This is a genomic window from Acidovorax sp. GW821-FHT11A03 (genome assembly GCF_058809075.1).
Map to the genome: position 1 here is coordinate 628,387 of NZ_JBXASG010000001.1, position 25,782 is coordinate 654,168.

Genomic DNA, 25,782 nt, shown 5'->3' on the forward strand with positions numbered 1-25,782 from the left:
CCCATGAACATGCCTCTGAACACGTCCGCCAATACCAGCGACCCCGTCGCCCAGGCCCGCTACAACATGATCGAGCAGCAGATCCGCCCCTGGAACGTGCTGGACGCCGACGTGCTGGACCTGCTGGCGATCGTTCGCCGCGAAGATTTCGTGCCTCCGGCCTACCGCAACATGGCGTTCATGGACATTGAAGTGCCCCTGCTCGGCAACGACGCCGAAGAGGCCGTGCGCCTAGGCCACAGCATGCTGCAGCCGCGCGTCGAGGCGCGCATCCTGCAGGACCTGCAAATCAAGCCCACCGACCGCGTGCTGGAGATCGGCGCGGGCTCCGGCTACATGGCCGCCCTGCTCGCCCACCGCGCCGAGCGCGTGGTGTCCCTCGAGATCAACCCCGAGCTGGCCGAGATGGCCCGCGAGAACCTGCGCGACGCGGGCATCCAGAATGCCGACGTGCGCCAGGGCGACGGCGCCCGCGATGCCATCCCCGATGGCCCGTTCGACGTGATCGTGCTCAGCGGCTCGGTCGCCGAAGTCCCCACGGCCCTGCTGTCGCACCTGCGCGATGGCGGCCGCCTGGGCGCCATCGTCGGCGGCGAACCCGTCATGCGCTTCACCGTGACCCGCCGCGCCGGCGACCGTTTCGAGACGGTGTCGCCCTGGGACACCATCGCGCCGCGCCTCGTGAACTTCCCCGAGCCGTCCGGCTTCACGTTCTGACCCCGGCTCCCCGAGCCTTGCATCCTGAGTCCCCTTCGGAGTCCTGCATGATCGATCACGTCCGTCCCGCCCAGCTGTCCGCTTGGTTCGCCGCCGCCCCCGAAGGCGGCCAGCCCCTGGTGCTGGACGTGCGCGAGCCCTGGGAGCTGCAGACCGCCAGCGTGCGTGCGGACGGCTTCGAGCTGGCCGCCATCCCCATGGGCGAGTTGTCCGGGCGTCTGGCCGAGCTGAACCCCGCCCGCCCCATCGCCTGCCTGTGCCACCACGGCGCCCGCAGCCTGCGCGTGGCGGCCTTCCTGCAGCACCACGGTTTTGAGCAGGTGGCCAACATCACCGGCGGCATCGACGCCTGGTCGCAGGAAAGCGACCCCGCCGTGCCCCGCTATTGACGACGGCGGCGGCCGGACCGCCCGCAGCCACCGCGCCTGTTTTGCCCCATTTTCGACACGCAGACTCTTTTCCGAAGGACCTCCATGACACCGCTACGGCCCCTCTCCCTGTCCCTTCTGTCCCTGGCGCTCGGCGCGGCACTGTGTGCCCCGGCGCAAGCCCAGAGCCTGCTGGAACTGGTGGAATCGGCCCGCACCTATGACACGGCGTGGCAATCGGCCCGCGCCCAGCTCGATGCGGCGGCCCGCCGCGCCGACCAGGCCCGCGCGGGCCTGCTGCCCAGCGCCGGGCTCACGGCCGGGCTCAGCCGCGCCAATGTGGAGCTGAGCCGCCCGCCGGTGGAAAACACCGGCACCACGCAGACGCTGGGCGTGCAGGCCTCGCAGCCGCTGTACCGCCCCGCCAACCGCATCACCCTCGAACAGGGCCAGCGTGGCGTGGATGTCGCCCAGGCGCAGCTGGATGCGGCCACGCAGGACCTGCTGGTGCGTGTGAGCCAGGCTTACTTTGACGTGCTCGCGGCGCAGGACACCCTGGCCTTCGTGCAGGCGCAAAAGGCTGCAGTGTCGGAACAGCTTGCCTCCGCCAAGCGCAACTTCGAGGTGGGCACCACCACCGTCACCGACTCGCGCGAAGCCCAGGCCCGCTACGACCTGGTGGTGGCGCAGGAAATCGCCGCCGAAAACGACCTGCGGGTGAAGCGCCTGGCGCTGGACCAGCTCGTGGGCATCACCGGCACCACCCCCAAGCCCCTGGCGCTGCCCGTGCCGCTGCCCTCCGTGCAGCCCGACAACGTGACCACCTGGGTGGATACCGCGCGCGACCAGCAGCCCGGCGTGCGCCAGGCCGCGATCGCGCTGGACATCGCCCGCCTGGAAACCAGGAAGGCCGAAACCGGCCATCTGCCCACGGTGGACCTGCAGGCGGGATACAACATCACGCGCAACCCGAACGGCACCATCACGTCGCCCGGCGTGAACAACCGCACCAACAGCGCCAGCGTGGGCGTGGCGTTCAACCTGCCGCTGTTCGCCGGCTTCTCGGTGCAAAACCGCATCAGGGAAACCCTGGCCCTGGAAGAAAAGGCCACGGCCGACCTGGAAACCACCCGCCGCAACGTGGCCCAGGCCACGCGTGCTGCCTTCTTTGGCGTGCAGTCCGGCCAGGGCCAGGTGCAGGCCCTGGAAGCGGCCGAGGCCTCCAGCCAGAGCGCGCTGGACGCGAACAAGCTGGGCTACCAGGTGGGGGTGCGCATCAACATCGACGTGCTGAACGCCCAGAGCCAGCTCTTCCAGACCAAGCGCGACCTGGCCCAGGCCCGCTACAACGTGCTGCTGGGCACGCTCAAGCTGCGCCAGGCGGCGGGCACGCTGACGCAGCAGGACGTCGAGGCGATCAACGCGCTGCTCGTCAAGTAGAGGGAGACAGGGAAGCCCCGGCGGGCTGCACGATCGCGCGCACCGCCCGGGCCGTTGCCAGCGCGGCCCCGCGGTGGTCGCTGGCGAAACGGCCCGCACGTTCGCTGGCGGCCCGCTGGCGGCTGGCGTCCAGTGCCAGCGCCGCAGCGCACGCGATGCCGGCGGCCATGTCGGGCACGCGCTGCGCGGCGCCCGCCGCGCAGGCCAGCTCGGCCGCCTCCGCAAAATTGAAGGTGTGCGGCCCCAGCACCACCGGGCACCCGCCAGCGGCGGCCTCGATGAGGTTCTGGCCGCCCAGCGGCGCAAAGCTGCCCCCCAGCAAGGCCACGTCGGCCAGGCCGTAGTACAGCGCCATCTCGCCCAGCGAATCGCCCAGCCACACATCGGCCGCCTCGGGCCCGGCCGCCCAGGTGCTGCGGCGCGACACGCCGAGCCCGGCGCGCTGGAGCAGCTGGTGCACCTCGTCAAAACGCTGCGGGTGGCGCGGCACGATGAGCCACTGCACGTTACCTGCTTCGCTATTGATAGCTGCTGGCGCTTTGTCAGCAAGCGCTGGAGCCTGTTTTTGCCTGAAATTTTCCAGCCACATCGCCTCCTCGCCCTCACGGCTGCTGGCCAGCAGGACCACGGGGCGTCCCGCGCGCGCGCGCCAGGCGCGGCCCTGGGCGGTCTGGGCGGCGTCGGGCACCACATCGAACTTGAGGTTGCCAAACACGCCGCGCACCGGGGCGCCGATGGCCCGCAGGCGGGCCGCGTCGTCCTCGGTCTGGGCCCAGACGGCGGCCAGGCCGCCATAGGCCGGGCGCGCCAGCGGCGCCAGCCGCTGGGCCTTGCGCAGCGACGTGGCGTTGAAGCGCGCATTGGCCAGCACCAGGGGCACGCCGCGCCGCTGGCAGCCGGCCACCAGGTTGGGCCAGACCTCCGTCTCCATGAGGATGCCGATGGCCGGGCGGAACTTGCGCAGAAAACGTGCGACCGCGCCCGGCGTATCCCACGGTTGCCACACCTGCACGTCACCGGGGTGCAGCAGCCGCTCGCCCTCGGCCCGCCCCGTGGCCGTGCCGTGGGTGAGCAGCAGGCGCATGCCCGGCAGCTGTTCGCGCAGCTGCCCGAGCAGGATGCCGGCGGCGCGGGTTTCGCCCAGGGATACGGCATGGATCCAGACAAAGCGGCCGAGCGGGTCGGAGCTGCTGTGCGGCATGAGGCTGTCCATGGGCGCCGGGTAGCGGCCAAACCGCTCGCCCACCGCATGCCCATAGCCGGGCTCGGCCACCGCGCGGCGGCGCAGCTTGCGGCGCAGCAGCGGCTGCGCGCACCAGGTCACCAGCGAATACAGGGCCCGCGCGGCGTTCATACCGGAAGGGGCAGGTCCAGCACGCCGCCGCTCCAGCCGCTGTCGCCGCGCGCGGCCCAGACCAGGCAGGGCCGGTCGTGCGTGGCCGCGGCCACGCACCCGCCCCCAGGCTCCCAGACCGCGCTGCGGCCGGCGCTGGCGTAGCCGCCCGAGGCCCCGCTGTAGTTGGCCAGGAGCACGGCCATGCCGTGGTCCCGCGCATAGCCGCGCAGCAGGTCTGACTCGGGCCCGTAGCCTTTTTCGGAAATCAGCGCGCTGGCGGCATAGAGCACCGCGCCCGCCCCGTGCGCGGCGCGCGCATGCTCGGGGTGGGTGATGTCGGCGCAGATGGCCAGCCCCGTGGGTTCGCCGGCGAGCAGGTGCACCTGCGCGTCGTCCATTCCCGCGCTGGCGAATGACGCTTCGCTGGCATGCAGATGGCGCTTGCGGTACAGCGCCGCGCTGCCATCGGCGCCCAGCACCCATGCGCCGATGGAGGGCAGCAGCGCGCCCGGCGCCACGGGGGCCGCGGGCGCGCCCACCACCAGCGCCATGCCGTGGTCGCGCGCCGCCTGCCGCAGCGGCGCCAGCACACCATGGTCGGCATCCAGCACCTGGGCGGCCAGCACCGCCGGCTCGTAGCCCGTGAGCGACAGCTCCGGAAACACCAGCACCTGCACCCCGTGGTGCGCCGCCACCCGCGCAAAGGCCAGGTGCGTCTGCACGTTGCGCGCCACGTCCCCGGGCACGGACGGCGACTGCGCGGCAGCGATGCGCAGGGGGGTGGACAGGTGCGAATTCACGGTCGGCGGATGGGCGAAAGGGTCAGGGAAAGTCCGGCGGGGCGAATGCGCCGTGTGGGCATCATCGCGCCCGGCTCAATGGCTCGCGGCCCCCACGTGCGCACCAGGCTTCACGCGGTGCAGCAGGGCCAGCATGGCCGATTCGATGCGCGCCAGCGCCTCGCTCGTGTGGCCTTCGAAGCGCAGCACCAGCACGGGCGTGGTGTTGCTGGCACGGATCAGGCCAAAGCCGTCCGGCCAGTCCACGCGCAGCCCGTCGATGGTGCTGACCGTGGCGGGCGCCGCGAAGGTGCCGGCGGCCAGGGCCTGCAATTCGGCCGTCAGGCGGTGCGGCTCACCCTCGGCGCAGGCCACGTTCAGCTCGGGGGTGGAGAAACTCGTGGGCAGTGCGTTGAGCACGGCGCTCGGGTCGCTGCTCCTGCTCAGGATCTCCAGCAGGCGGCAGCCCGCATAGGTGCCGTCGTCGAAGCCGTACCAGCGCTCCTTGAAGAAGATGTGGCCGCTCATCTCGCCGCCCAGCGGGGAGTTGGTCTCCTTCATGCGGGCCTTGATGAGCGAATGACCGGTCTTGAACATCACCGGCACGCCGCCGGCGGCCGCAATGGCGGGCGCCAGGCGCTGGGTGCACTTCACGTCGAAGATGATCTCGCCGCCGGGCACGCGCGAGAGCACGTCCTGCGCGAAAAGCATCATCTGGCGGTCGGGGAAGATGTTGGTGCCGTCCTTGGTCACTATCCCTAAGCGGTCGCCATCGCCGTCGAAGGCCAGGCCCAGTTCTGCATCGCTGGCCTTCAGGGCCTCGATCAGGTCGCGCAGGTTCTCCGGCTTGCTCGGGTCGGGGTGGTGGTTGGGGAAGTTGCCGTCCACCTCGGAAAAGAGCTCGATCACCTCGCAGCCCAGCGCGCGGAAGATGGTCGGCGCCGACGCACCGGCGATGCCGTTGCCGCAGTCCACCACGACCTTGAGCGGACGGGCCAGCTTGATGTCGCCCACGATGCGCGCGGTGTAGGCCGGCAGCACGTCCACGTGGCGCACCGAACCGCCGGGCAGCAGCTGCCAGCTTTCCTGCTCCATGGTGCGGCGCAGGCCCTGGATCTCCTCGCCGTAGATGGCGCGGCCATTGAGCACCATCTTGAAGCCGTTGTAGTCCTTGGGGTTGTGGCTGCCCGTGACCTGGATACCGCTCGCGCACAGCGTGCTGGCTGCAAAGTAGAGCAGTGGCGTGGTGACCAGGCCCACGTCGATCACCTCGATGCCCGCCTCCACCAGCCCCTGGATCAGCGCGGCCGACATGGCCGGGCCCGACAGGCGCCCGTCGCGCCCCACGGCCACCGTGGTCTGCCCTTCGGCGCGGGCGGCGGTGCCAAAGGCCCGGCCCAGGCCCAGGGCCACTTCTTCATTCAGGGTGGACGGCACGATGCCGCGGATGTCGTAGGCTTTGAAAATGGCGGGCGTGGGCTGCACGTAGGGGCCTTTCACGAAGAGGGTTGAAACGTCCGCAGCATTGTAGGCGGCCCCTTCCGCCTCCTTGCGCACGCCGCCCGGGGGCGCCGAGGCACATGTCCGAAAACGGCCAGTGCACGCGCCGCCGGGGCCTATCATCCCGCCATGACCTCGCCCCACCTGCCCTCCTCCACGGACACCGACATGGCCTCGGACGAGGGCCGCTATCTCGCCGTGCTGGCCCGGGACGCGCGCTTTGACGGACGCTTCTTCACCGGCGTGACCTCCACCGGCATCTACTGCCGCCCGGTGTGCGCCGTGCGCACGCCGCGCCGCGAGAACTGCCGCTTCTTCAGCCTTGCCGCCCAGGCCGAGAGCGCGGGCTTCAGGCCCTGCCTGCGCTGCCGGCCGGAGCTGGCGCCGCAGGCGCTGGTGTGGTCGGTGCAGGATGCCAGCGGCATCCTGGTGCAGCAGGCCGTGCGGCTGCTGGATGCGCCCGACCTCTGGCCGGCCCGGCCCACGCGGGGCGACAGCGGCGCCACCGTCGCCCGGCTGGCCGAACGCCTGGGCGTGAGCGACCGCCACCTGCGCCGCATCTTCGAGGCCGCGCTGGGCGTGTCGCCCCTGCAGTACCTGCAGACCCGGCGGCTGCTCACGGCCAAGCAGCTGCTCACCGACACCCCGATGCCGGTCACGCAGGTGGCGCTGGCCAGCGGCTTCGCGAGCGTGCGGCGCTTCAATGCGGCGTTCGCGGGGCACTACGGGCTCAATCCCACCCAGCTGCGGCGCAGCGGCGCGGGCCCCCTCAAGGCGGACGCGTCCGGCACCGGCAGCACCTTGCGCCTGGCCTGGCGCCCGCCCTTCGACGTGGCGGCGCTGCTCGCGTTCTTCGAGCGGCGGCAGTTCCACGGCGTCGAATGGGTGCTGCCCCACGAGGCCACGCTGCGCCGCACCGTGCGCCTGCCGTCCGCCTGCACCGGCATGGCGCAGGAGACCACCGGCTGGTTCAGCGCGCGCTTCGACGTGGTCCGCCACCAGGTGCTGCTGCAGACCAGCGACAGCCTGTACCCGGTGCTGCCGCTCGTGATCCGCCGCGTGCGCGCCATGCTGGACCTGGACGCCGACCCGGCGGCCATCAACGCCGTGCTGCACCCGCGCTTCCCGGACGGCGACGGCCTGCGCGTGCCCGGTGCGTTCGACGGCTTCGAGCTGGCCGTGCGCGCCGTGCTGGGCCAGCAGATCACCGTGGCGGCCGCGCGCACGCTGGGGCAGCGGCTGGTGGAGCGGCTGGGCGAGCCCATCGCCACGCCCTGGCCCGGGCTGAACCGGCTGTTTCCCACGGCCGCCACGCTCGCCGTGGCCGACGGCGACACCCTGGGCCAGCTGGGCATCGTGCGCCAGCGCCAGGCCGCCATCGTGGCGCTGGCCCGCGCCGTGGACAGCGGGGGCCTGGCCCTGCATGCCGGCGCCGATGTGGCCGCGACCACGGCCGCCCTGTGCGCCCTGCCCGGCATTGGCGACTGGACGGCGCAGTACATCGCCATGCGCGTGCTGCGCTGGCCCGATGCCTTCCCTGCCGCCGACGTGGCGCTGCACAAGGCGCTGGGTGTCCAGGGCCAGAAGAACCCGGCGCGCGCCGCCAGCGCGGCGTCCGAGGCGTGGCGCCCGTGGCGCAGCTATGCGGTGCTGCGCGCCTGGGCGGCGGGCACGGCGGAGCCCGCCATCCCGGCGCCTGAAACACTATCAAAACAATAGCTTTTCGCGCTGATCCAGCAAGCGCTGGCGGCTTGTTTTATTCAAAATCACCGAGATTCCCCATGCAATACCACCCCCACACCGTGCAGGCGCGGGCCAGCACCGCCCTTGGGCCGGTGCGCCTGGCCGCATCGCCCGCCGGCCTCTGCGGCGTCTGGTTCGAAGGCCAGCGCCACGAACCCGCCAGCTTTCTCCACGGCGGGCACGCCTGGGCCGAGGCGGCCGGCCATCCCGTGCTGCAGGCCGCCGCCAGCCAGCTGCAGCAGTACCTGCGGGGCGATCGGCAGGACTTCGATCTGCCGCTGGATCTCTCGGGCGGCACGCCGTTCCAGCAGGCGGTGTGGCGCGCCCTGCTGGCCATCGGTCGCGGCGGCACCACCAGCTATGGGCGCCTGAGCCAGCAACTGGGCCGGCCGCTGGCCGTGCGCGCCGTGGGCGCGGCCGTGGGGCGCAACCCGCTGAGCGTGGTGGTGCCCTGCCACCGCGTGCTGGGCGCGGACGGCAGCCTGACAGGCTACGCGGGCGGGCTGGACCGCAAGACGGCCCTGCTGACCATGGAGAATGCGCTCTTCGCGCCCCCGCGGCCGCCCGTGCCGGCGGGCGCCCTGCCCCCAGAGAAAGGCCATGAATGAACAGCCCGAACAGCCCGGGAACCCAACCCGTCACCACCTGGATCGGCGAATTCATCCTGCTGGCGGCGCTCTGGGGCGCCTCGTTTCTTTTCATGCGGCTGGGGGCGTCCGAGTTCGGCCCGCTGCCCACCGCCGGGCTGCGCGTGGCGCTGGCCACGGTGTTCCTGTGGCCCATCATGCTGCGCCAGGGCCATGGGCCCGCGCTGCGCAGGCACTGGCGGCCCATCATGTTCGCCGGGGTCATCAATTCGGCGATTCCGTTCGCGCTGTTTTCCTGGGCGGTGCTGCACCTCGCCACGGGCCTGACCTCGATCCTGAATGCCACCGTGCCCCTGTTCGGCGCGCTGGTGGCCTGGCTCTGGCTGGGCGACCGCATCAACCGCCTGCGCTGGGCGGGCCTGGCCCTGGGCTTCGTGGGCGTGGCGCTGCTCGCGTGGCGCGCGCCGGCCGGCACGGGTTTCAAGAGCGACAGCGCCGAATGGGCGATCGCGGCGTGCCTGCTGGCATCATCCTTCTACGGCCTGTCGGCCAGCTTTGCGCGCCGTTTCCTCACGGGCATACCGCCCCTGGCCACCGCCACGGGCAGCCAGCTGGGCGCGGCGCTGGGCCTGGCCGTGCCCACCCTGTGGCTGTGGCCGGCGCAGATGCCGGGCCCCCGCGCCTGGGGCTGCATCGTCGCCATCGCGGTGCTGTGCACGGGCATCGCCTACATCCTGTACTTTCGCCTCATCGCCAGCGCGGGGCCCAGCCGGGCACTGGCCGTGACCTTCATCGCGCCCGTGTTCGCGGTGCTGTATGGCGCGATCTTCCTGGGCGAGCGCATCACGCCGTGGATGCTGGGCTGCGCGCTCGTCATCGTGTGCGGCACGATGCTGTCAACGGGGCTTATCAGGACACTGCGGCCGGGCCGGACGGCGCCGGAACAGCCATAAACTCGGGGAATGGTTTTTTCCCCGGGCCGCTGCGATCTGAGTCTTGCGTTGGACGGCGCGGGGCACCGCGCCGCCGCACACCACCCGGGCCGGTCGGCGCGGGCAGCGGTTTGCGCTGAAGCCGTCCCGGCCCCCTGGCCCTGCCTTTGCAGCGCGCTCCGCCATGGGTAACAACACGCTCCTGGCCGGCACGGTACTGATGACGCTGCTCCTGGTGCTGGAGTGGCTCCCGCCCCAGGAGGCGCTGCGGCCATCGCGGCGCACGCTCTGGCTGCTGGGCGTGGCGGGCGGCGCGGTGTCGGCGGTGTCGTTCACCGCGCTGCACTGGAATGCGCCCGAGCTGAGGCTGGTGGCCTATCCCACCGTGGCCGCCTTCATGGGACTTTATTTCGGCGGCCTGCCGGCCGCCATCACCGCCCTGGTGGCGCTGCTGGCCGTGGTCGCGACGGCCCCCTCCGCCACCCCGCCCGCCGTGCTGGTGCTGGGCGCCACGTGGCTGCTGGCATGGCTGTGGCGGCGCATGGCCCGGCGCCTGCCCCTGCGCCCGGCGGCATGGATCGCGCTGGTGGGCCTGGCCATCACCCTGCCCCTGGTGGTATCGGCCTGCCTCTGGCTCGCGAACCTCGCGCCGCCGGCCGGGGCACCGTGGCCGACAAGCCTTCCCTGGCACCATGGCGCGGGCGTTCTGATGCTGGGCGTGGGCCGCCTGCTGCTGGCCAGCAAGGCCCGCGCGGAGCTGGCGCGCACCAGCACCCAGCAAGCCCTGGTGCAGCGCGAACAGCAGTTGCAGCTGGCCATGGACTCCCTGGGCGGAGGCCGGTGGGAGTGGGACGTGGTCCAGCGCCAGTTCCGCTGCCACGGCCGGTTCTACGAGGCGTTTGGCATCAGCTGCGACGACGCGGACGCCCAGGGCCTGTGGGAGCGCTGGTATGCGCTGCGCCACCCCGCCGACGCCCAGCGCAACGCCTCCCGGCTGGCGCGGGCCATGGACGGGCTGGACGAGACGTACGAAGCCGAATTCCGCGTGATGGACACGCGCGGCCAGTGGCGCTGGCTGATGTCGCGCGGCGCCGTGGCCCGCCGCGATGCGGGCGGGCGCCCGCTCAGCCTGATCGGCATGGACGTGGACATCACGGCCCACCGCGAGGTGGAGGACGCTCTGCGCTCCTCGGAGGCCAAGTACACCACCTTCTACCAGACGCTCCCCGATCCCGCGGGCATCTCGCGCATCTCCGACGGGCGCTACATCGACGTGAACCCCGCCTTTTGCGAGGTGCTGGGCCGCCCGCGCGACGAGGTGATCGGCCGCACGTCCTCCGAGCTGAAGATCTGGGCCTCCGAGCAGGAGCGCGCACGGCTGGTGGACACCTTCCGCCGCGAGGGCAAGGTGGACCGCCTGCCCCTGGTGGCCCAGCGCGACGGAATCCGCATACCGGGGCTGATGTCGGCACGCTCCGTGCTTGTGGATGGCGAAAACTGTTTTGTCTTCGTTTTCCACGACATGACCGAAGCCCACCGCGCCAGCGACGAACTGCGCGCCCTCAACAGCCTGCTGCAGCAGGCGGGCCGCCTGGCCCGTCTGGGCGCCTGGGAGGACGAGCGCGGCAAGGGCCTGGTCTACTGGTCGGACGTGTGCTTCGACATCCATGGCCTGGCGCCTGGCTCCCCGCTGCCGCACGACTACATCGACCGCCACGTGGCCCCCGCCTACCGGGAACCCCTGCGCGACCGTTTCCGCCAGAGCATCCTCGAGCGCGCCGAGTGGAGCATGGAGATGGAGGTGCTGCACACCGACGGGCGGCTGGTCTGGGTGCGCGCGCGGGGCGAGCCCGTCATCGAGAACGGCCGGGTCACCCGCGTGCGCGGCGTGATGCAGGACATCGACGAGGCCAAGCGCGCCGAGCAGCGCCTGCGCCAGTCCGAGGAGCGCTTCTCGCGCATCTTTCACCTCATGCCCTACCCCATGGGCCTGTCGCGCCGCATGGACGGGCGCTACGTGGACATCAACCCCGCCTGGGTGGAGATGCTGGGCATGCCGCGCGAGGAGGCCATCGGCCGCACCGCCATCGAGCTGGGCATCTTCACCGCCGACGACCGCCAGCGCCTCATGGATGCGGTGGCGCGCTCCGGCCAGCTCAACAGCTACGAGGTGAAGCTGAACGTGCGCGGCGGCCCGCCGCGCACCGTGCTGCAGTCCATGCGGGCGACCGAATTCGACGGCGAACCCTGCTGGCTGTTCTCTGTGCACGACATCACCGACCGCAAGCGCGAGGAAGAGCAGGTGCGCGAACGCGAGGCGCTGCTCTCGCTCACCATCTCGGCCGCGTCGCTGGGCCTGTGGGACTGGAACCTGCAGACCGGCACCGTCACGGGCGACAGCCGCTGGCGCGCGATGCGCGGCCTGCCCGCATCGCAGGGCCCCTTCGGCGCCACGCAGTGGACCAGCGGCATCGCCCCCGACGACATCGACCGCATCACCACCGAGGTCGCCCGCCACACCGCCCACCCCGGCACGCCGTTTGACGCCACCTGGCGCGTCAACCAGAGCGAGGCCGGCGACGATGCCGTCCGCTGGGTGCGCAACCTGGGCAAGATCGTCGGCCTTGACGCCATGGGCCGCCCCGAACGCATGCTGGGCGTGGCGATCGACGTGACGCCCCAGCGCGAACAGGAAGTGCTGCTGCAGCGGCTGGCGCTGTTCGATGCCCTCACCGGCCTGCCCAACCGCGTGCTGCTGGCGCGCAAGCTGCAGGAATGCATGGACCAGGCGCGTGCAAACGGCACGCAGCTGGGCGTGGCCTACCTGGACCTGGACGGCTTCAAGCCCGTGAACGACCGGCTGGGCCACGGCGCGGGCGACCGCCTCCTGGTGGTGGTGGCCGGCCGGCTTACGCGCGCGCTGCGCCCGCTCGACTGCGTGGCCCGCCTGGGGGGCGACGAGTTCGTGATCCTCATGCCCGGGCTGGACTCGGCCAACGGCTGCGAAGCCATGCTCCACCGCGTGATGGAAAGCATCTCGGCCCCCTACACGCTCGACGCCGAGCGCGTGGTGGTCACGGCCAGCATCGGCTACACGGTGTTCCCGCAGGACGACGCCGATGCCGATGCCCTGCTGCGCCATGCCGACCAGGCCATGTACGCCGCCAAGCAGGCCGGGCGCAACCGCTTCCACCAGTTCGATGCCGCCCAGGAGCGCGCCCTGCAGCTGCTGCGCGCGCAGGGGCGCCACCTGCGCGACGCGCTGGCCGATGCCCAGTTCACCCTGTACCTGCAGCCCAAGGTGGACATGAAAAGCGGCGCCGTGGTGGGCGCCGAAGCCCTCGCGCGCTGGCAGCACCCGCAGCGCGGCCTGGTGCCGCCCGGCGAATTCCTGCCGCTGCTGGAGGGGACCGAGCTGGAGATCGGGTTCGGCGAATGGGTGGTCGAGGCCGCGCTCTCCATCCTGGAGGAGCTGCAGGCGCGCGGCATGGCCCTGCCGCTGAGCGTCAACATCGCCGCCCAGCACCTGCAGCGCCCCGACTTCGCCGACTGGATGGCCCGGTGCATCGCGCGCCACCCCGGCGTGCCCGGGCACCTGGTGGAAATCGAGATCACCGAAAGCGCCGCGCTGTACGACCTGGCGGCCGTGGCGCACACCCTGACCGCGCTGCGTGGGCTGGGGGTGGTGGTGTCGCTGGACGACTTCGGCACCGGCTACTCGTCGCTGACCTACCTGCGCCGTCTGCCCATGGACACGCTCAAGATCGACCAGAGCTTCGTGCACGGCATGATGGGCGATCCGGGCGATCTGGCCATCGTGCAGGGCGTGATCGGCCTGGCGCGCTCGTTTGGCTACCGCGTGATCGCCGAAGGCGTGGAAACCATCGAGCAGGGACAGATGCTGCTGCAGCTGGGCTGCACCCAGGCGCAGGGCTATTGCATCGCGCGGCCCATGCCGCTGGCGGACTTCACCGGCTGGGCGGCCCAGTGGCAGCTGCCCTCGGGCTGGCAGCGGCAGGCCCAGGGAAGTTTCAGGTAAAAACCGCGCAAGCGCTTTCCAGGCAAGCGCATGAAGCTATTAAAAATATAGCAAACTGCACTGGGCACGCTGCTGCCACGTGCACTCTGCCCCCATCAACCCCGGCTGGACCCCGCCAGCCAGGCCTGCAGGCGCTCCACGCCCGCCTCCAGCCGCGCGGGTTCCCTGGAGGCAAAACACCAGCGCAGCCAGCCCTGGGCCTCGGGCGCGAACGCATTGCCCGGCGCCAGGCCCAGGCCGGCCTCGCTCACCAGCCGCTGGGCGACCGCCAGCGAATCGTCAAAGCCGTGCAGGCGGAAGAAGGCGTACATGCCGCCGAGCGGGCTGGCCACCTCCACCTGCGGCAGCGCGGCCAGGCGGGGCAGCAGCGTGTCGCGGCAGCGGCGCATGCGCGCCACCAGGGGCGGCGTGAGCTCGCCCGCATGCTCCAGCGCCGCCAGGCCCGCGCGCTGGGTGAACACGCTGGCGCAGGAGGTGTTGAATTCGATCAGCTTGCCCACGGCGTCCACCAGCGCGGGCGGCAGCACGAGCCAGCCCAGGCGCCAGCCGGTCATCAGGAAGCTCTTGGAAAAGCTCTGCACCACGATGAGCCGGTCCTCGGGCGCGGCGATGTCCAGGAAACTCGGCGCGCAGCCGTGGGGGGTCGCCCCGTAGTACAGGCGTTCGTACACTTCGTCCGCCAGCACCCAGGTGCCGGTGCGCCGGCAATGGTCCAGGATGGCCTGCTGCTCCGCGCGCGTGAGCGTCCAGCCCGTGGGGTTGTTGGGTGCGTTGACGATGAGCAGTCGTGTGGCCGGCGTGATGGCGTCGAGCAGCACCTGCAGGTCCAGCGTCCAGGCGCCGCCCTCGGCGCGCAGCGGCACGCACCGCACACGGGCACCCAGCACGGCGGGCTGGGCCGTGAGGTTGGGCCACACGGGCGTGACGGCCACGACCTCGTCCCCCGCATCGAGCAGCGCCTGCATGGCCACCATCAGCGCGCTCACGCCCCCCGAGGTCACGGCGATCCGTTCCGCACCGATGGGGCCATGCAGCGCGCTGGCGTAGGCGGCTATCGCCTGGCGCAGCTCGGGCAGGCCGAGGTTGTGGGAGTAGAAGGTCTCGCCCCGCTGCAGGGACTCGATGGCCGCCTGGCGCACGGGCTCGGGCGTGACCTCGTCGCTTTCGCCGAACCAGAAGGCCAGGACGTCGGCCCGGCCCATGCCGGCGTTGGCGACTTCACGGATCTTGGAGGCTTCGAGGTTTTCTACGGCGAGGCGCATGGGGTGGTCCTTGGAAAGCGCAGGAGTGGCGATGGTCGAGCATAGCGCCAGCTGGAGCGGGGCGGCGCCTTGATGGGAGGCGGCTCGGGTGCAGGGGCGAAAGCCGGGATGTCGCCCCGGCCTCCGCCCTTAGCCCAGGCACACAGCCAGATCAGCACACAAACCCAGGCTCCGACAAGCTCAGCCCAAACAACCAGAAGAACCGTCGAGCCCGTTCACTCCCCCACCAGTTCCCGCACCTGCTGCAGCGCCGCCGGATCCTCCATCGTCGTCAGGTCCCCCGGATCCCTGCGCTCGGCCACCGCCTGCAACGCCCGCCGCAACAGCTTGCCGCTGCGCGTCTTGGGCAGCACGCTCACGAAGTACACGCGCGAGGGCCTCGCCACGGCGCCCAGCTGGCTGTCCACCTGCTTCATGACCTCGCCCTCGAGCTTCAGGCGCGCGGCATCGGTGTCGAGTCCGCTCGCATCGCGGGCCACGGCAAAGGCCATGGCCACCTGGCCCTTGAGCGCATCCGCCACGCCCACCACGGCCACTTCGGCGATGTTGGGGTGCGCGGCAATGCTCTCCTCGATCTCGCGCGTGCCCAGGCGGTGGCCCGCGACGTTGATCACGTCGTCGGTACGGCCCAGGATGAAGTGGTAGCCATCGGCATCGCGGATGCCCCAGTCGAAGGTGCTGTAGATCAGCCGGCCAGGGATGCTCTTCCAGTAGGTGTTGACGAATCGCGCGTCGTCGCGCCACACGGTCTGCATGCAGCCGGGGGGCAGCGGGCCCTCGATGGCGACCACGCCCTTCTGGTTCTCGCCCGCCAGCTCCTGGCCCGTGGCTTCGTCGATGAGCTTCACGTCATAGCCGTACATCGCCTTGCCCGGGCTGCCGAAGCGCGTGGTTTGGGGTTCCACGCCATTGGCCAGCGTCAGGATGGGCCAGCCGGTTTCGGTCTGCCAGTAGTTGTCGATGATGGGCACCGAGAGCGCGTCGCTGATCCACTGGGCCGTGGGCTCATCGAGCGGCTCGCCGGCCAGCCACAGGGCCTTGAGGCTTTTCACGCTGTATCTGGCCAGGTAGGCAGGGTCCTGCTTCTTGAGCACCCGCACCGCCGTGGGTGCCGAGAACATGTGGGTGACCTGGTACTTCTCGACAATGCTCCACCACACGCCCGCGTCGGGGCGCGTGGGCAGGCCCTCATACATGATGGTGGTCATGCCCGCGATGAGCGGGCCGTAGATGATGTAGCTGTGCCCCACCACCCAGCCGATGTCGCTGGTCGCGAAATACACCTCCCCCGCCTTCGCGTCAAAGATGTGCTTCATGCTGGCCGCCAGCGCCACCGTGTAGCCACCGGTGTCGCGCTGCACGCCCTTCGGCTTGCCCGTGGTGCCGCTGGTGTAGAGCGTGTAGCTGGGGTGCGTGGACTCGACCCATTCGCAGGGGACCACGGTGGCCAGGTGTTTTTCGCGCAGCGGCGCCCAGTCGTGGTCGCGGCCGGGCTGCAGGTGCATCGGCGCCAGGCCCCGGTTGACCATGAGCACGGCGGCGGGCTTGTGCCTGGAGAGCGCGATGGCCTCGTCCAGCAGCGGCTTGTAGGGCACGACCTTGCCGCCGCGCGAGCCCGCATCGGCGCTGACCACGGCCACGGGTTCGGCGTCCTCGATGCGCGAGGCCAGCGAGCCCGAGGCAAAACCGCCAAACACCACCGAATGCAGCGCGCCAATGCGCACGCAGGCGAGCATGGCGAACGCCGCCTCGGCGATCATGGGCATGTAGATGAGCACGCGGTCGCCCTTCTTCACGCCCAGCGACAGCAGCACGGCCGCCATGCGCTGCACCTCGGCGTGCAGCTCGGCAAAGCTGTAGCTGCGCTCTGTGCCGGTTTCGGTGGAGATGGCCACCAGCGCGGGCTGGCTGGCGCGCGTGGCGAGGTGGCGGTCGACCGCGTTGTGGCACAGGTTGGTGGTGCCGCCCACGAACCACCGGGCAAACGGCGGGTTGCTGTAGTCGCACACCTGCAGGGGCGGGGTCTGCCAGTCGATCAGCCGGACCTGCTCGGCCCAGAAGGCGTCGCGGTGATCAATGGACTGGCGGTAGAAATCGGCGTAGCGGCTCATCGTGGTGTCTCCTCGGCATCTCTTCCGGCCCGCCTGGATGGCAGGTTTTGAATTCATAATTATTCATGACGGGCTTGCGGCAAACTGACGCAACCGGCAGGGAACACCGCGCCACGCCCTGTGCACCCTCCCATCCAGGCCCCTCCCATCCGCTGTGCGCAGGGGTCAGGGCGCAGGAAGAACCCCTCGGCGGCAGGGACGGCGCGCCACCGAATGGCGGCGCGGAAACAACGGTGGGCCCCGGACCGTCATGGGTTGGGCGGATACTCGCGCGCTGCATGCATTCGCGCATGCAGCGCGCAACCCCCATCGAGACGTCCCGCCCAGAACTTTCATGCCATGACCTCCGCGCACCCTGCCCCGCCGCCGGACGAGACGGCCGCCACCAGCCCTGCCCCGGTTCCTTTCGCCGAGGCTTTCCGCTTCTGGCTCAAGCTGGGCTTCATCAGCTTTGGCGGGCCCGCCGGACAGATCGCGATCATGCACACCGAACTGGTGGAGCGGCGGCGCTGGATCAGCGAACAGCGCTTTCTGCACGCACTCAACTACTGCATGCTGCTGCCCGGCCCCGAGGCCCAGCAGCTGGCGACCTACATCGGCTGGCTCATGCACCGCACCTGGGGCGGCATCGTGGCGGGTGCGCTGTTCGTGCTGCCCTCGCTGTTCATTCTGGTGGCGCTGTCGTGGGTGTACCTGCGTTTTGGCGATGTGCCGGCGGTGGCGGGCGTGTTCTATGGCATCAAGCCCGCCGTGACGGCGCTGGTGCTGCATGCCGCGCACCGCATCGGCACCCGCGCGCTCAGGAACCGGTGGATGTGGGGCATCGCGGCTGCGTCCTTCGTGGCGATTTTTGCGTTCCACGCCCCCTTCCCCGCCATCGTCCTGGCGGCGGGCCTCATCGGCCACTTCGGTGCCCGGCGCTGGCCGGCGGTGTTCGCCCTGGGGGGCGGGCATGCGGGCGCGGCCAGGGGCTACGGCCCGGCCCTGATCGACGACGACACCCCGACACCGGCGCACGCCCGCTTCTCGCGCGGCCACCTGGCCAGGGTGCTGGGGGCGGGCCTGGCCCTGTGGCTGGCGGCCATGGCGGTGCTGGTGGCCACGCAGGGCTGGGAAGGCACGCTCACCCAGATGGGCTGGTTCTTCACCAAGGCCGCGCTGCTGACGTTTGGCGGCGCCTACGCCGTGCTGCCCTATGTGTACCAGGGCGCGGTCGAGCACTACCAGTGGCTCAATGGCCCGCAGATGATCGATGGCCTGGCGCTGGGCGAGACCACTCCGGGTCCGCTCATCATGGTGGTGGCCTTCGTCGGTTTCGTGGGAGGCTGGCTGCAGCAGGTGTGGGGGCCCGATGCGCTGTTCGCGGGCGCGGCGGCTGCGGCCGTGGTGGTGACCTTCGTCACCTTCCTGCCATCGTTCATCTTCATCCTGGCCGGCGGCCCGATGGTGGAGGCCACCCATGGCAGGCTGGGCTTCACCGCGCCGCTGTCCGCCATCACCGCCGCCGTGGTGGGCGTGATCCTGAACCTGGCGCTGTTCTTTGCCTACCACCTGCTGTGGCCCCAGGGCTTTGGCGGCGCGTTCGATGCGATCTCCGCCGTGATTGCCCTGGGAGCGGGGGTGGCGTTGTTCCGCTTCAAGGCCGGCGTGCTGCCATTGCTCGGCGGCTGCGCGGCGGTCGGGCTCGCGGTGACACTTCTCAAGCCGTGGCTGTGACCTGAGCCCATGGGAGGCTGGCGCGCCCCCGGCTTCGGCGCCGCTGATTTGCTATGTTTTTTATAGCTTCCGGCGCATGAAGGGAAAGCGCCAGCGCCCCAAAAGACCTGATGCCGGGCTACTTGATCAGACCGAGCACATCCTTGAAGGCCGGGTGCTCGCAGCTGCCCAGCCATTCAAACGCCACCATCTCGGTCGTCACCAGTTCCGCCCCCGCGCCGGCCAGGCGGTCGAAGGCCGCGTCGCGGTTGCGCTCCGTGCGCGAGCCGCAGGCATCGGTCACGACCCAGACCTCGAATTCGTCGTCGATCAGGTCCAGCGCGGTCTGCAGCAGGCAGACGTGCGCCTCGCACCCGGCGATGACGATGGTGCCGCGCTCGGCGCCCTGTGCGGTGGCGGGTTTCTGCAGGTGCTTGGGCAGGCTGCGCGCGTTGCCGCCCTGGGGCTTCGCGGGCGGGCGCAGCCATTCGCCCAGGCCTTCCTCGGCCGCGCTGAAATGCATCTTGGCCAGCGTTTTCTGGCACAGGGCGCGCAGCGCGGCATCATTGGCGCCCAGGCGTGAGGGATTCTGCTCCGTGCCCCACACGGGCACCTCCAGCATGCGCGCGATCTCGGCCAGGCGGCGGGCATTGGCCAGCACGGCAGGGCCCTCGAAGATCGCGGGCATCAGGCGCTCCTGGTAGTCGACCAGGACGAGTTGGGATTCAGTGGCGTCAAGCAGCATGGTGTGGACCGCTCCGGGCGGCCGGATTCTCTGGAAGTGGGGCATTGTCGCAGCCCCGCCGGCGCGCCCGCCGATCAGGAGGGCTGCAGGCGCAGCAGCTGGCCCTGCGGGCTGTCGGTCAGCAGGTAGATCAGGCCGTCTGGCCCCTGGCGCACGTCGCGGATGCGCTCGCCCTGGCCCTGCAGCAGCTTTTCCTCGCGCAAGACCTTGCCCGGGGCGACTTCCAGCCGGTGCAGGGTGCCGAACTTGAGAGACCCCACGAACAGGCTGCCCTGCCACGCCGCGCCGTAGCGCGCGCTGGTGAGGAACGCCATGCCCGAGGGCGCAATCGACGGCACCCAGTAGTGCAGCGGCTGCTCCATGCCCGCCTTGGCCGTGCCTTCACCCATCCTGCCGCCCCCGTAGTTCTCGCCGTAGGTGATCACGGGCCAGCCGTAGTTGCGGCCGGGCCGGGGCAGGTTGATCTCATCGCCCCCCTGGGGGCCGTGCTCGTGCATCCACAGCTGGCCGTCAGGGCCCAGGGTGGCGCCCTGGGGATTGCGGTGGCCGTAGCTCCAGATCTCCGGCAAGGCGCCCGCGCGCTGGCGAAACGGGTTGTCGGCCGGCACCGCGCCGTCCGGGGTGATGCGCACGATCTTGCCGTGGTGGTTGTCGAGCCTTTGCGCATCGTCCTTGCGCTGGTAGCGCTCGCCCAGCGCCAGGAACAGGTTGCCGTCCGCCGCCTGCACGATGCGGCAGCCGAAATGCTGGGCGCTGTCCACCTTGGGTTGCTGGCTGAAGAGGACCTTGACCTCCTGCAGGCTGCGCGCATCCGCGGACAGCGTGGCCCGTGCCAGCGCCGTGCTGTTGCCGGACGCGCCACCCGGGGCGGGCTCCGAAAAGCAGAAGAAGATGCGGCGGTTGCGGGCGAAGTCGGCATCGGTCACCACGTCCAGCAAGCCGCCCTGCCCGCCCGCGGCGACGGCCGGCACGCCCGCCAGCGCTGGCCCCACCTGCCCGCCCGCGCTGACCACCCGCATCCGGCCCCGCCGCTCGGTGACGAGAAACTGCCCTTCGGGCAGGAAGGCCACGGCCCAGGGGTGTTCCAGCCCCCGTGCCACGGTTGCCACGGACACGCCCGGCGGCGTGCCCTGGGCGGAAACACCGCCATGGTGGGCGCCCGCCACGGCCCAAAGCGCCGCCAGGCAGGCCCGCGCGGCCCGCGAAAGGGGCATTTTCCGTGTCCATTCCATCTCGTGGCGCTCCTGAAAAAGTTGAACACCATACCCCCAGAGCCGCCGCCCGGCCAGGCCTGGCACGGCGGCCCTCCACGGCGGTGCAGCCGCGGATTCCCTCCGGCGAATCCCTGTTCGGGATTTACTTGAACGAAATCAACGGCTTGCACAGGTGATTATTTTTGATAAGTAAGCATACCGTGGTACCCTTCGCCCCCATGTCCCGATGGCTTTGCACCCTCCTCCTGGTCTGCGCAACCTCTGCCCAGGCTGCGCCGCAAGCGGCAAACCCCGACGATATGGACCGGTTCATCACCGACAAAGGCCTGCTCACGCGGCTGGAGGATGTGAGCCACCGGGTAGCCGACAAGGCCCATACGGTGGCGGACCGCGCGTCCGGGCTCGTGGTGAACGCCATGGGATTCCTGGGCGTACCGTACAAGCGGGGCGGAAACAGCGCGGAAACCGGCTTCGACTGCAGCGGCTTCGTGCGGGCCATGTACGAGCAGACCGTGGGCCTGCTGCTACCCCGCCGGGCCGACCAGCAGGCTGCCGCCACCCAGGTCATTGACAAGAAGGAGCTTCAGCCCGGGGATCTGGTGTTCTTCAACACCATGCGCCGCAACTTCAGCCATGTGGGCATCTACGTGGGGGACAACAAGTTCATCCACGCTCCCCGCAGCGGAGCCGAAATCCGCGTGGAAGACATGGGCGTGGCTTACTGGGCACGCCGCTTCAACGGCGCCCGCCGCGTCGCGGGCTCCGGCAGCGACGACCTCGCGCAAGCCAAATAGCAACCACGCCGCTCGCCCGGCCAGGATGTCCCCTCGCAGGCGCCCTGCCTGCGGCTAGCGTTTGATCTCGTACACCGTCTCGGTGCTGCGGATCGGTCCCCCCACCACATTCACCGGGCCTATCGACGGGTCGCGCAGCATGGCCTTGGCCTTGGCCATATCGGCCTGGTACGTGGCGCGTGCCTGGGATTCGCAGCTGCGGCGGTCCGCCGAGGGCATGGCCCGGCATTCCTCCAGGCTCACCTTCAACCCACCGCCGGCTTCGCGGATGGCGGTCTGGTAGCGCTGCTGGGGCGTGGTGTCCGGTACCGCGCCGCGGGACAGCGAGGCCTCGTCGCCACTTTGGGCCGCGGCGGTCGTGGGCCCCGCCAATGCCGCCCCCAGCGCGAGCACCGCCACAAACACCAGGCGGAAGGAACGGGTCTTGAAATTTGTTGTCATCGGTCTTCCTTTCAGTGGAGACGCTTCACTGTACGGCGCCGCCGGTCCCGCAGGCGGCAAGTACCCGCCGCGCCGTGGTGTCGGACGGGACCCACAGCCGGCCCCTTCATGACGCCGGACCTCGCTTTCCACCCTCACCCGTGTCGGGAACGCGCGCCCCGCAATGGGACGCGCACAGTGCGCGTTGTCCGACAAGCTGGCGGCGCGCGCGCTCCTTAGAGTGGGCAGATCGCGTCGCAGCATGCAGGGGAAACATCATGGGAACATTGCTAGGAACATTGCTGGTGGGTTTGATGGTCGGGCTTCTGGCCCGTGCCCTGAAACCCGGGGAGGACAAACTCGGATGGATATTGACCGCGCTGCTGGGGGTGGCGGGCTCGTTTCTCGCCACCTATCTGGGTTTGGCGATGGGCTGGTATGCACAAGGGGAAGCCGCTGGCTGGATCGCGTCGGTCGTGGGGGCCATGCTGCTTCTGGCCGCGTTCACCCTCGTCAAGGGAAAAACCTGAAACGGCCGCTGAAGAATCTCCTTGCGCGGCCACGGGCGTTGCCCTTTGCCAACCACCACCGCATCAGGTACAACCCGCCCATGCCCACTTCCTTGCAAATGGCGGCCGGCAACGCGGCCCTCACCGCTGCCGTGCAGCGCAGCCGCAAATTGCTGCATCGGCGCGCATTGGTCGCGGCGGCCGCCAGTTCCCTGCCCGTGCCAGGGCTCGACTGGGCCGTGGACGCGGCGCTGCTGTCCCGCCTGCTTCCGCAGATCAACGCCGAGTTCGGCCTGTCCGCGCAGCAGATCGACCAGCTCGATCCGCACAAGCGCGAGCAGGTGCAGAAGGCCGTGGCCCTCGTGGGCTCCGTGCTGATCGGCAAGCTGGTGACGCGCGAGCTGGTCATCCGGGCCACTCAGACCGTGGGCGTGCGCCTGACCGCCAAGCAGGCGGCGAAGTACGTGCCGCTGGCGGGCCAGGCGGTGGCTGCGGGTATCGGCTATGCCACGCTGCGCTACCTGGGCGAGCAGCACCTGCGCGACTGCGTGCGCGTGGTGCGGGAGGTCGGCCTGCAGCTGCCCGCCCCCGCCCGCACCTAGCGTGGCCTGACCTCGCTTACTCCGCCGCGCAGACGAAGCTGCTGGCATCCTCCACGCTGCCCGAGCCCTTGTATTTGGCGAACTTCGGGTAGGCACACAAGGGCCGTGTGCGATTGGGCATGTCGGTACTGGCAGGCAGTGCCTTGGCGGCAAGGGTCTCGGGTGCCACGCCCTTCTCCACCCAGTCCACCATGGCCTGGATCGAATCGAAATTGTCCGTGGCCGGGCCGCCCGAGCAGTGGTTCATGCCGGGCACCAGGAACGTGCGCGCGAAACCCTGCGTGGCCGCGATACCTCCGTGGTGGGACGCCAGGCGCTCGTAGTAGTCCAGGGTGTCAAGCGCCGAGAAGATCGGGTCGGACATGCCATGGATGAACAGCATCTTGCCGCCGCGCTGCTTGAACGCGGCGAGCTTGTCGTCGCGGTACGTGTCGTAGATGGCCGAGTAGGCCTCCATGCGCGCGGGGTCGGTGTCGAAGTTGAACGTCAGCGGGTTGAACGTGAGGTCCGGCGGGGTGAGGAATTCGTTGACCAGAGCGTCCACCATCAGCGTGATGTAGCGCGCATCCGGCGTGGCGGTGGTGGAGCTGCCCAGCGTCCAGCTGCGCCAGCCCGGGGCGGCCAGGCCCGGGTCCCACGGCTGGCCCGCATACAGCGCCTGGCCGGCCGAGTTGCGCGGGCCCGCGAACACGCTCTTGAGCGCCCCGACCTGGGCGCTGCTCAGGCAGTCGGCCTGCTTGCCGCCGCGGCACTGGAGCACGGCGGGGTCGAACTGGCAGGCCTTGACGTTGTTCACCATGCCGTCGGCCACGCCATCGGCGGCATCGCACGACGCCTTCACGCCGTTGGCCACCAGCTGGAGGTCGGCATTGCTGAAGGCCTGCGACAGGATGCGCTTGCCCGCCGCGTCCTGCGGGGCGATGGCGTTGAACTGAATGGTGTTCCACATCGCCGCCACCGTGGCGCCGCTCGACACGCGCATGGCGGGCGCGCCGGCGGTGATGGCGTCGAAGTAGTCCGGGAACCGCTGCGAGAACATCATGCCCTGGCGCCCGCCGCCCGAGCAGCCCGAGAAGTACGAATGGTCGGGCCTGCGGCCATACAGGGTCGAGATCAGCGACTTGGCGGCCACGGCCGTCTTGTCGTAGGAGTTGTAGGCATGGTCGATGCGCGCTTGCGGGTCCGCCCCGAAGCTGGCCGAGGTGCCGCTGTGCCCCGCGTCGGTGGAGACCACCGCGAAGCCCTGCCCCAGCGGCGACGGCGTGCCGCCCGAGATGCTGGAGCTGAGGGAGGTGTCGCGCAGGATGCCGTCATTGCCGCCGCCACCGATGAACAGGAAACGCCCGTTCCATTGGTCCGGCAGGCTCAGCTGGAAGCCGATGGCGTAGTTCTTTCCATCGACGCCCACGCGGGGGTTGATGCTGCCCGTGACCACGCAGTGGCCGGGCAGGAAGGCGCCGGTGCTGGCGCCGCCCGGCCGCCTGGTGTCCGCCGCCACGTAGCTCGCCGTGAGCGTGGTGGCCGCGAGGCCCGCCTGGCTGGGCAGCGCAGCGCAGGCCGCCGCCGGGGTGGCGGGCTGGGCCGAGGCATCGCCATTGCCGCCGCCGCAGGCCGCCATCAACAAGGGCATGGCAAGCGCGGCGGGGACGACCTGGCGGCGCAGCCGGGATGGGCGCGCGGCCGTGGAGGCGGGTGGCAGGGCCCGCGAGGCATGGGCAAAAGGCATGGCGTATGTCTCCTGAGGTGGTGGGTGGGGTGTTTGTGCTGTGTGGCGCCGGAGATGCAGGGCGCAGCGCTGACAGGGCGCGGGTGCGCCGTGGCGCCGGCCGCCCGCGTGCGCAGGTGCAGGAGTGCTGGAGGTGGCCTGGGTTGGGGCCTGAGCGGCGTCAACCGCTCTGCCGCGCTGTCAGCCCATCAATCCGCCTTGAAGCCCGTGGCGGCCACGGCCTTGCCCCAGGTGACCGTGTCGGCGGCGATGGTGCGGGCAAAGTCCTGCTGGCTCGTGCCCGTCACGCGGAAACCCGCCTCCTCCATCTTGGCCCGGCCCTCGGGCGACTGCACGGCCTTGACGATGTCGGCATTGAGCCTGGCGATGATCTCCGGCGGCGTCTTGGCGGGTGCCACGATGCCGAACCACGAGGAGAACTCCAGGTTGGCGTAGCCCTGCTCCTTGATGGTGGGCACGTCCGGCAGCGTGTTGGTGCGGGTGGCGCCGGTGGTGCCCAGCGCGGCCAGCTTGCCGGCCTTCACGTTGGGGGCGGCCAGGCCCACGCTGGCGAACACCCCCTGCACGTCGCCGCTGAACAGCCCGCCCAGCGCATCGGCCGTGTTCTTGTAGTGCACCGGCTCGGGCTTGAGCTTGACCGCATCGCCGAACATGAAGGCGCCAAAGTGGCCGGGCGTGCCCGCGCCGAAGGTGGCCAGGAACAGGCCCTTTTGCTGCTTGGTCCAGTCCACGAACTCCTTCACGTTGCGCGCCGGCACCTTCTGTGGATTGACCAGCAGCACGAAGTCGGAGGTGACCACCTGGCTCACGGCCGTGAAGTCCTTGGCCGGGTCGTAGGGCAGCTTGTTGTAGCTGCTGGGCGCAATGCTGAGCTGGCCCGTTTCACCCAGCATCAGCGTGTAGCCGTCGGGCGCGGCACGCGCCGCTTCGCCCGCCGCGATCAGCCCGCCCGCGCCGGGCTTGTTGTCCACGATCACGCCCGCGTTGCCCCAGCCTTCGGACAACTTTTGCGCCAGTAGGCGCGCCACGATGTCCGGCCCCGTGCCCGCCGGAAAGCCCACGATGATGCGCACGGGCTTGCTGGGGTACGTGGCTGCCCCCTGCGCCTGGGCGCCGGCCCAGGGCATCAGCCCTGCGAGCATGGCGGCGGCCAGAAGGGCGCGGCGTGGCGTGGCGACGAAAGAGGTGGGCTTGGCAGTGGTCTTCATGGATGTCTCCAGGTTTCTTGTACGTTGGGAAGATTCAAAAATTCAGAAATTGCCC

General features: G+C 70.4%; 21 protein-coding genes. 11 read left to right on the forward strand and 10 right to left on the reverse strand.

The genetic code is table 11. The annotated features are described in order from the left end of the window. The first annotated feature begins 3 nt into the window (after positions 1-3). The 3 genes from AC1RVY_RS02895 to AC1RVY_RS02905 all read left to right on the forward strand — a co-directional run bounded on the left by AC1RVY_RS02895 (position 4) and on the right by AC1RVY_RS02905 (position 2,525). Entirely contained in the window at positions 4-717 is a 714-nt protein-coding gene (locus tag AC1RVY_RS02895; RefSeq protein WP_218295046.1) for a protein-L-isoaspartate O-methyltransferase family protein, read from the forward strand. Between the two features lie 47 nt (positions 718-764). Then, positions 765-1,106 (forward strand): rhodanese-like domain-containing protein, encoded by a 342-nt coding sequence (locus tag AC1RVY_RS02900; protein ID WP_218295047.1) that lies wholly within the window; start codon positions 765-767, stop codon positions 1,104-1,106. A gap of 84 nt (positions 1,107-1,190) precedes the next feature. Next, positions 1,191-2,525, forward strand: coding sequence for a TolC family outer membrane protein (locus AC1RVY_RS02905; protein WP_218295048.1), 1,335 nt, complete (start codon positions 1,191-1,193; stop codon positions 2,523-2,525). Here the strand turns inward: AC1RVY_RS02905 and AC1RVY_RS02910 are convergent. The 3 genes from AC1RVY_RS02910 to AC1RVY_RS02920 all read right to left on the reverse strand — a co-directional run bounded on the left by AC1RVY_RS02910 (position 2,518) and on the right by AC1RVY_RS02920 (position 6,125). Beyond that, positions 2,518-3,879 carry a 3-deoxy-D-manno-octulosonic acid transferase gene (locus tag AC1RVY_RS02910; protein WP_369642437.1) on the reverse strand — a complete coding sequence of 454 codons (1,362 nt, stop codon included), beginning with the start codon at positions 3,877-3,879 and terminating at the stop codon, positions 2,518-2,520. The two genes, AC1RVY_RS02905 and AC1RVY_RS02910, sit on opposite strands and share 8 nt — an antisense overlap. After that, positions 3,876-4,661: a carbon-nitrogen hydrolase family protein gene (locus tag AC1RVY_RS02915; RefSeq protein ID WP_218338605.1), complete on the reverse strand. Its 786-nt coding sequence runs from the start codon at positions 4,659-4,661 to the stop codon at positions 3,876-3,878. Before AC1RVY_RS02915 ends, AC1RVY_RS02910 begins: the two co-directional genes overlap by 4 nt. A gap of 75 nt (positions 4,662-4,736) precedes the next feature. Next, positions 4,737-6,125: a phosphomannomutase/phosphoglucomutase gene (locus tag AC1RVY_RS02920; RefSeq protein ID WP_492805372.1), complete on the reverse strand. Its 1,389-nt coding sequence runs from the start codon at positions 6,123-6,125 to the stop codon at positions 4,737-4,739. A gap of 144 nt (positions 6,126-6,269) precedes the next feature. Here AC1RVY_RS02920 and AC1RVY_RS02925 point away from each other — a divergent pair, with 144 nt between their 5' ends. From AC1RVY_RS02925 to AC1RVY_RS02940, 4 genes are all read left to right on the forward strand, one after another. Next, positions 6,270-7,859 (forward strand): DNA-3-methyladenine glycosylase 2 family protein, encoded by a 1,590-nt coding sequence (locus AC1RVY_RS02925; RefSeq protein WP_492805220.1) that lies wholly within the window; start codon positions 6,270-6,272, stop codon positions 7,857-7,859. A 62-nt stretch (positions 7,860-7,921) separates the two neighbouring features. Beyond that, on the forward strand, positions 7,922-8,491 hold the full coding sequence (locus tag AC1RVY_RS02930; protein ID WP_492245938.1) for a methylated-DNA--[protein]-cysteine S-methyltransferase: 570 nt from the start codon (positions 7,922-7,924) through the stop codon (positions 8,489-8,491). Continuing rightward, positions 8,488-9,423 carry a DMT family transporter gene (locus AC1RVY_RS02935; RefSeq protein WP_218295053.1) on the forward strand — a complete coding sequence of 312 codons (936 nt, stop codon included), beginning with the start codon at positions 8,488-8,490 and terminating at the stop codon, positions 9,421-9,423. Before AC1RVY_RS02930 ends, AC1RVY_RS02935 begins: the two co-directional genes overlap by 4 nt. A 163-nt stretch (positions 9,424-9,586) precedes the next feature. Beyond that, positions 9,587-13,441, forward strand: a complete 3,855-nt coding sequence (locus AC1RVY_RS02940; RefSeq protein WP_492805222.1) for an EAL domain-containing protein — start codon at positions 9,587-9,589, stop codon at positions 13,439-13,441. 95 nt (positions 13,442-13,536) lie between these two features. Here AC1RVY_RS02940 and AC1RVY_RS02945 read toward each other — a convergent pair whose 3' ends face one another. Next, on the reverse strand, positions 13,537-14,703 hold the full coding sequence (locus AC1RVY_RS02945) for a pyridoxal phosphate-dependent aminotransferase (protein WP_492805223.1): 1,167 nt from the start codon (positions 14,701-14,703) through the stop codon (positions 13,537-13,539). Between the two features lie 215 nt (positions 14,704-14,918). Then, entirely contained in the window at positions 14,919-16,814 is a 1,896-nt protein-coding gene (locus AC1RVY_RS02950) for a propionate--CoA ligase (RefSeq protein ID WP_492805224.1), read from the reverse strand. 339 nt (positions 16,815-17,153) lie between these two features. On the opposite strand from AC1RVY_RS02950, the gene chrA reads away from it, so the two are divergent. Further along, entirely contained in the window at positions 17,154-18,530 is a 1,377-nt protein-coding gene (gene chrA, locus AC1RVY_RS02955; RefSeq protein WP_218338611.1) for a chromate efflux transporter, read from the forward strand. Positions 18,531-18,648: 118 nt separating this feature from the next. On the opposite strand, the gene AC1RVY_RS02960 is transcribed toward chrA, so the two are convergent. Both AC1RVY_RS02960 and AC1RVY_RS02965 read right to left on the reverse strand, forming a co-directional pair. Continuing rightward, complete coding sequence (locus tag AC1RVY_RS02960) at positions 18,649-19,254, reverse strand: isochorismatase family protein (RefSeq protein WP_218295058.1); 606 nt, start codon at positions 19,252-19,254, stop codon at positions 18,649-18,651. 74 nt (positions 19,255-19,328) lie between these two features. Next, the gene (locus tag AC1RVY_RS02965) at positions 19,329-20,468 is read right to left on the reverse strand and encodes a PQQ-dependent sugar dehydrogenase (protein WP_492805226.1); all 1,140 of its coding nucleotides are present in this window, start codon (positions 20,466-20,468) and stop codon (positions 19,329-19,331) included. Between the two features lie 218 nt (positions 20,469-20,686). On the opposite strand from AC1RVY_RS02965, the gene AC1RVY_RS02970 reads away from it, so the two are divergent. Then, the gene (locus AC1RVY_RS02970; protein WP_218295060.1) at positions 20,687-21,262 is read left to right on the forward strand and encodes a C40 family peptidase; all 576 of its coding nucleotides are present in this window, start codon (positions 20,687-20,689) and stop codon (positions 21,260-21,262) included. A gap of 54 nt (positions 21,263-21,316) precedes the next feature. On the opposite strand, the gene AC1RVY_RS02975 is transcribed toward AC1RVY_RS02970, so the two are convergent. Continuing rightward, positions 21,317-21,703, reverse strand: a complete 387-nt coding sequence (locus AC1RVY_RS02975) for a hypothetical protein (protein WP_492805228.1) — start codon at positions 21,701-21,703, stop codon at positions 21,317-21,319. A gap of 257 nt (positions 21,704-21,960) precedes the next feature. On the opposite strand from AC1RVY_RS02975, the gene AC1RVY_RS02980 reads away from it, so the two are divergent. After that, a complete protein-coding gene (locus tag AC1RVY_RS02980) occupies positions 21,961-22,212 on the forward strand; it encodes a GlsB/YeaQ/YmgE family stress response membrane protein (RefSeq protein WP_218295062.1) in 252 nt (83 codons plus the stop codon). Between the two features lie 80 nt (positions 22,213-22,292). Next, entirely contained in the window at positions 22,293-22,793 is a 501-nt protein-coding gene (locus AC1RVY_RS02985; protein ID WP_218295063.1) for a hypothetical protein, read from the forward strand. A 16-nt stretch (positions 22,794-22,809) separates the two neighbouring features. Here the strand turns inward: AC1RVY_RS02985 and AC1RVY_RS02990 are convergent, their stop codons facing one another. Continuing rightward, positions 22,810-24,519 carry a tannase/feruloyl esterase family alpha/beta hydrolase gene (locus tag AC1RVY_RS02990; RefSeq protein ID WP_492253190.1) on the reverse strand — a complete coding sequence of 570 codons (1,710 nt, stop codon included), beginning with the start codon at positions 24,517-24,519 and terminating at the stop codon, positions 22,810-22,812. Between the two features lie 188 nt (positions 24,520-24,707). Beyond that, positions 24,708-25,727 carry a Bug family tripartite tricarboxylate transporter substrate binding protein gene (locus AC1RVY_RS02995; protein ID WP_492805231.1) on the reverse strand — a complete coding sequence of 340 codons (1,020 nt, stop codon included), beginning with the start codon at positions 25,725-25,727 and terminating at the stop codon, positions 24,708-24,710. Between the last annotated feature and the right edge of the window lie 55 nt (positions 25,728-25,782).

Bases quoted from the DNA above. Each gene is read 5' to 3' on its own strand.
- AC1RVY_RS02995 (WP_492805231.1), bottom strand. From the start codon at position 25,727: ATGAAGACCACTGCCAAGCCCACCTCTTTCGTCGCCACGCCACGCCGC.
- AC1RVY_RS02980 (WP_218295062.1), top strand. From the start codon at position 21,961: ATGGGAACATTGCTAGGAACATTGCTGGTGGGTTTGATGGTCGGGCTT.
- AC1RVY_RS02945 (WP_492805223.1), bottom strand. From the start codon at position 14,703: ATGCGCCTCGCCGTAGAAAACCTCGAAGCCTCCAAGATCCGTGAAGTC.
- AC1RVY_RS02910 (WP_369642437.1), bottom strand. From the start codon at position 3,879: ATGAACGCCGCGCGGGCCCTGTATTCGCTGGTGACCTGGTGCGCGCAG.
- AC1RVY_RS02940 (WP_492805222.1), top strand. From the start codon at position 9,587: ATGGGTAACAACACGCTCCTGGCCGGCACGGTACTGATGACGCTGCTC.
- AC1RVY_RS02895 (WP_218295046.1), top strand. From the start codon at position 4: ATGAACATGCCTCTGAACACGTCCGCCAATACCAGCGACCCCGTCGCC.
- AC1RVY_RS02990 (WP_492253190.1), bottom strand. From the start codon at position 24,519: ATGCCTTTTGCCCATGCCTCGCGGGCCCTGCCACCCGCCTCCACGGCC.
- AC1RVY_RS02905 (WP_218295048.1), top strand. From the start codon at position 1,191: ATGACACCGCTACGGCCCCTCTCCCTGTCCCTTCTGTCCCTGGCGCTC.
- AC1RVY_RS02935 (WP_218295053.1), top strand. From the start codon at position 8,488: ATGAACAGCCCGAACAGCCCGGGAACCCAACCCGTCACCACCTGGATC.
- AC1RVY_RS02900 (WP_218295047.1), top strand. From the start codon at position 765: ATGATCGATCACGTCCGTCCCGCCCAGCTGTCCGCTTGGTTCGCCGCC.
- AC1RVY_RS02930 (WP_492245938.1), top strand. From the start codon at position 7,922: ATGCAATACCACCCCCACACCGTGCAGGCGCGGGCCAGCACCGCCCTT.
- AC1RVY_RS02965 (WP_492805226.1), bottom strand. From the start codon at position 20,468: ATGCCCCTTTCGCGGGCCGCGCGGGCCTGCCTGGCGGCGCTTTGGGCC.
- AC1RVY_RS02975 (WP_492805228.1), bottom strand. From the start codon at position 21,703: ATGACAACAAATTTCAAGACCCGTTCCTTCCGCCTGGTGTTTGTGGCG.
- AC1RVY_RS02925 (WP_492805220.1), top strand. From the start codon at position 6,270: ATGACCTCGCCCCACCTGCCCTCCTCCACGGACACCGACATGGCCTCG.
- chrA (WP_218338611.1), top strand. From the start codon at position 17,154: ATGACCTCCGCGCACCCTGCCCCGCCGCCGGACGAGACGGCCGCCACC.
- AC1RVY_RS02960 (WP_218295058.1), bottom strand. From the start codon at position 19,254: ATGCTGCTTGACGCCACTGAATCCCAACTCGTCCTGGTCGACTACCAG.
- AC1RVY_RS02985 (WP_218295063.1), top strand. From the start codon at position 22,293: ATGCCCACTTCCTTGCAAATGGCGGCCGGCAACGCGGCCCTCACCGCT.
- AC1RVY_RS02970 (WP_218295060.1), top strand. From the start codon at position 20,687: ATGTCCCGATGGCTTTGCACCCTCCTCCTGGTCTGCGCAACCTCTGCC.
- AC1RVY_RS02950 (WP_492805224.1), bottom strand. From the start codon at position 16,814: ATGAGCCGCTACGCCGATTTCTACCGCCAGTCCATTGATCACCGCGAC.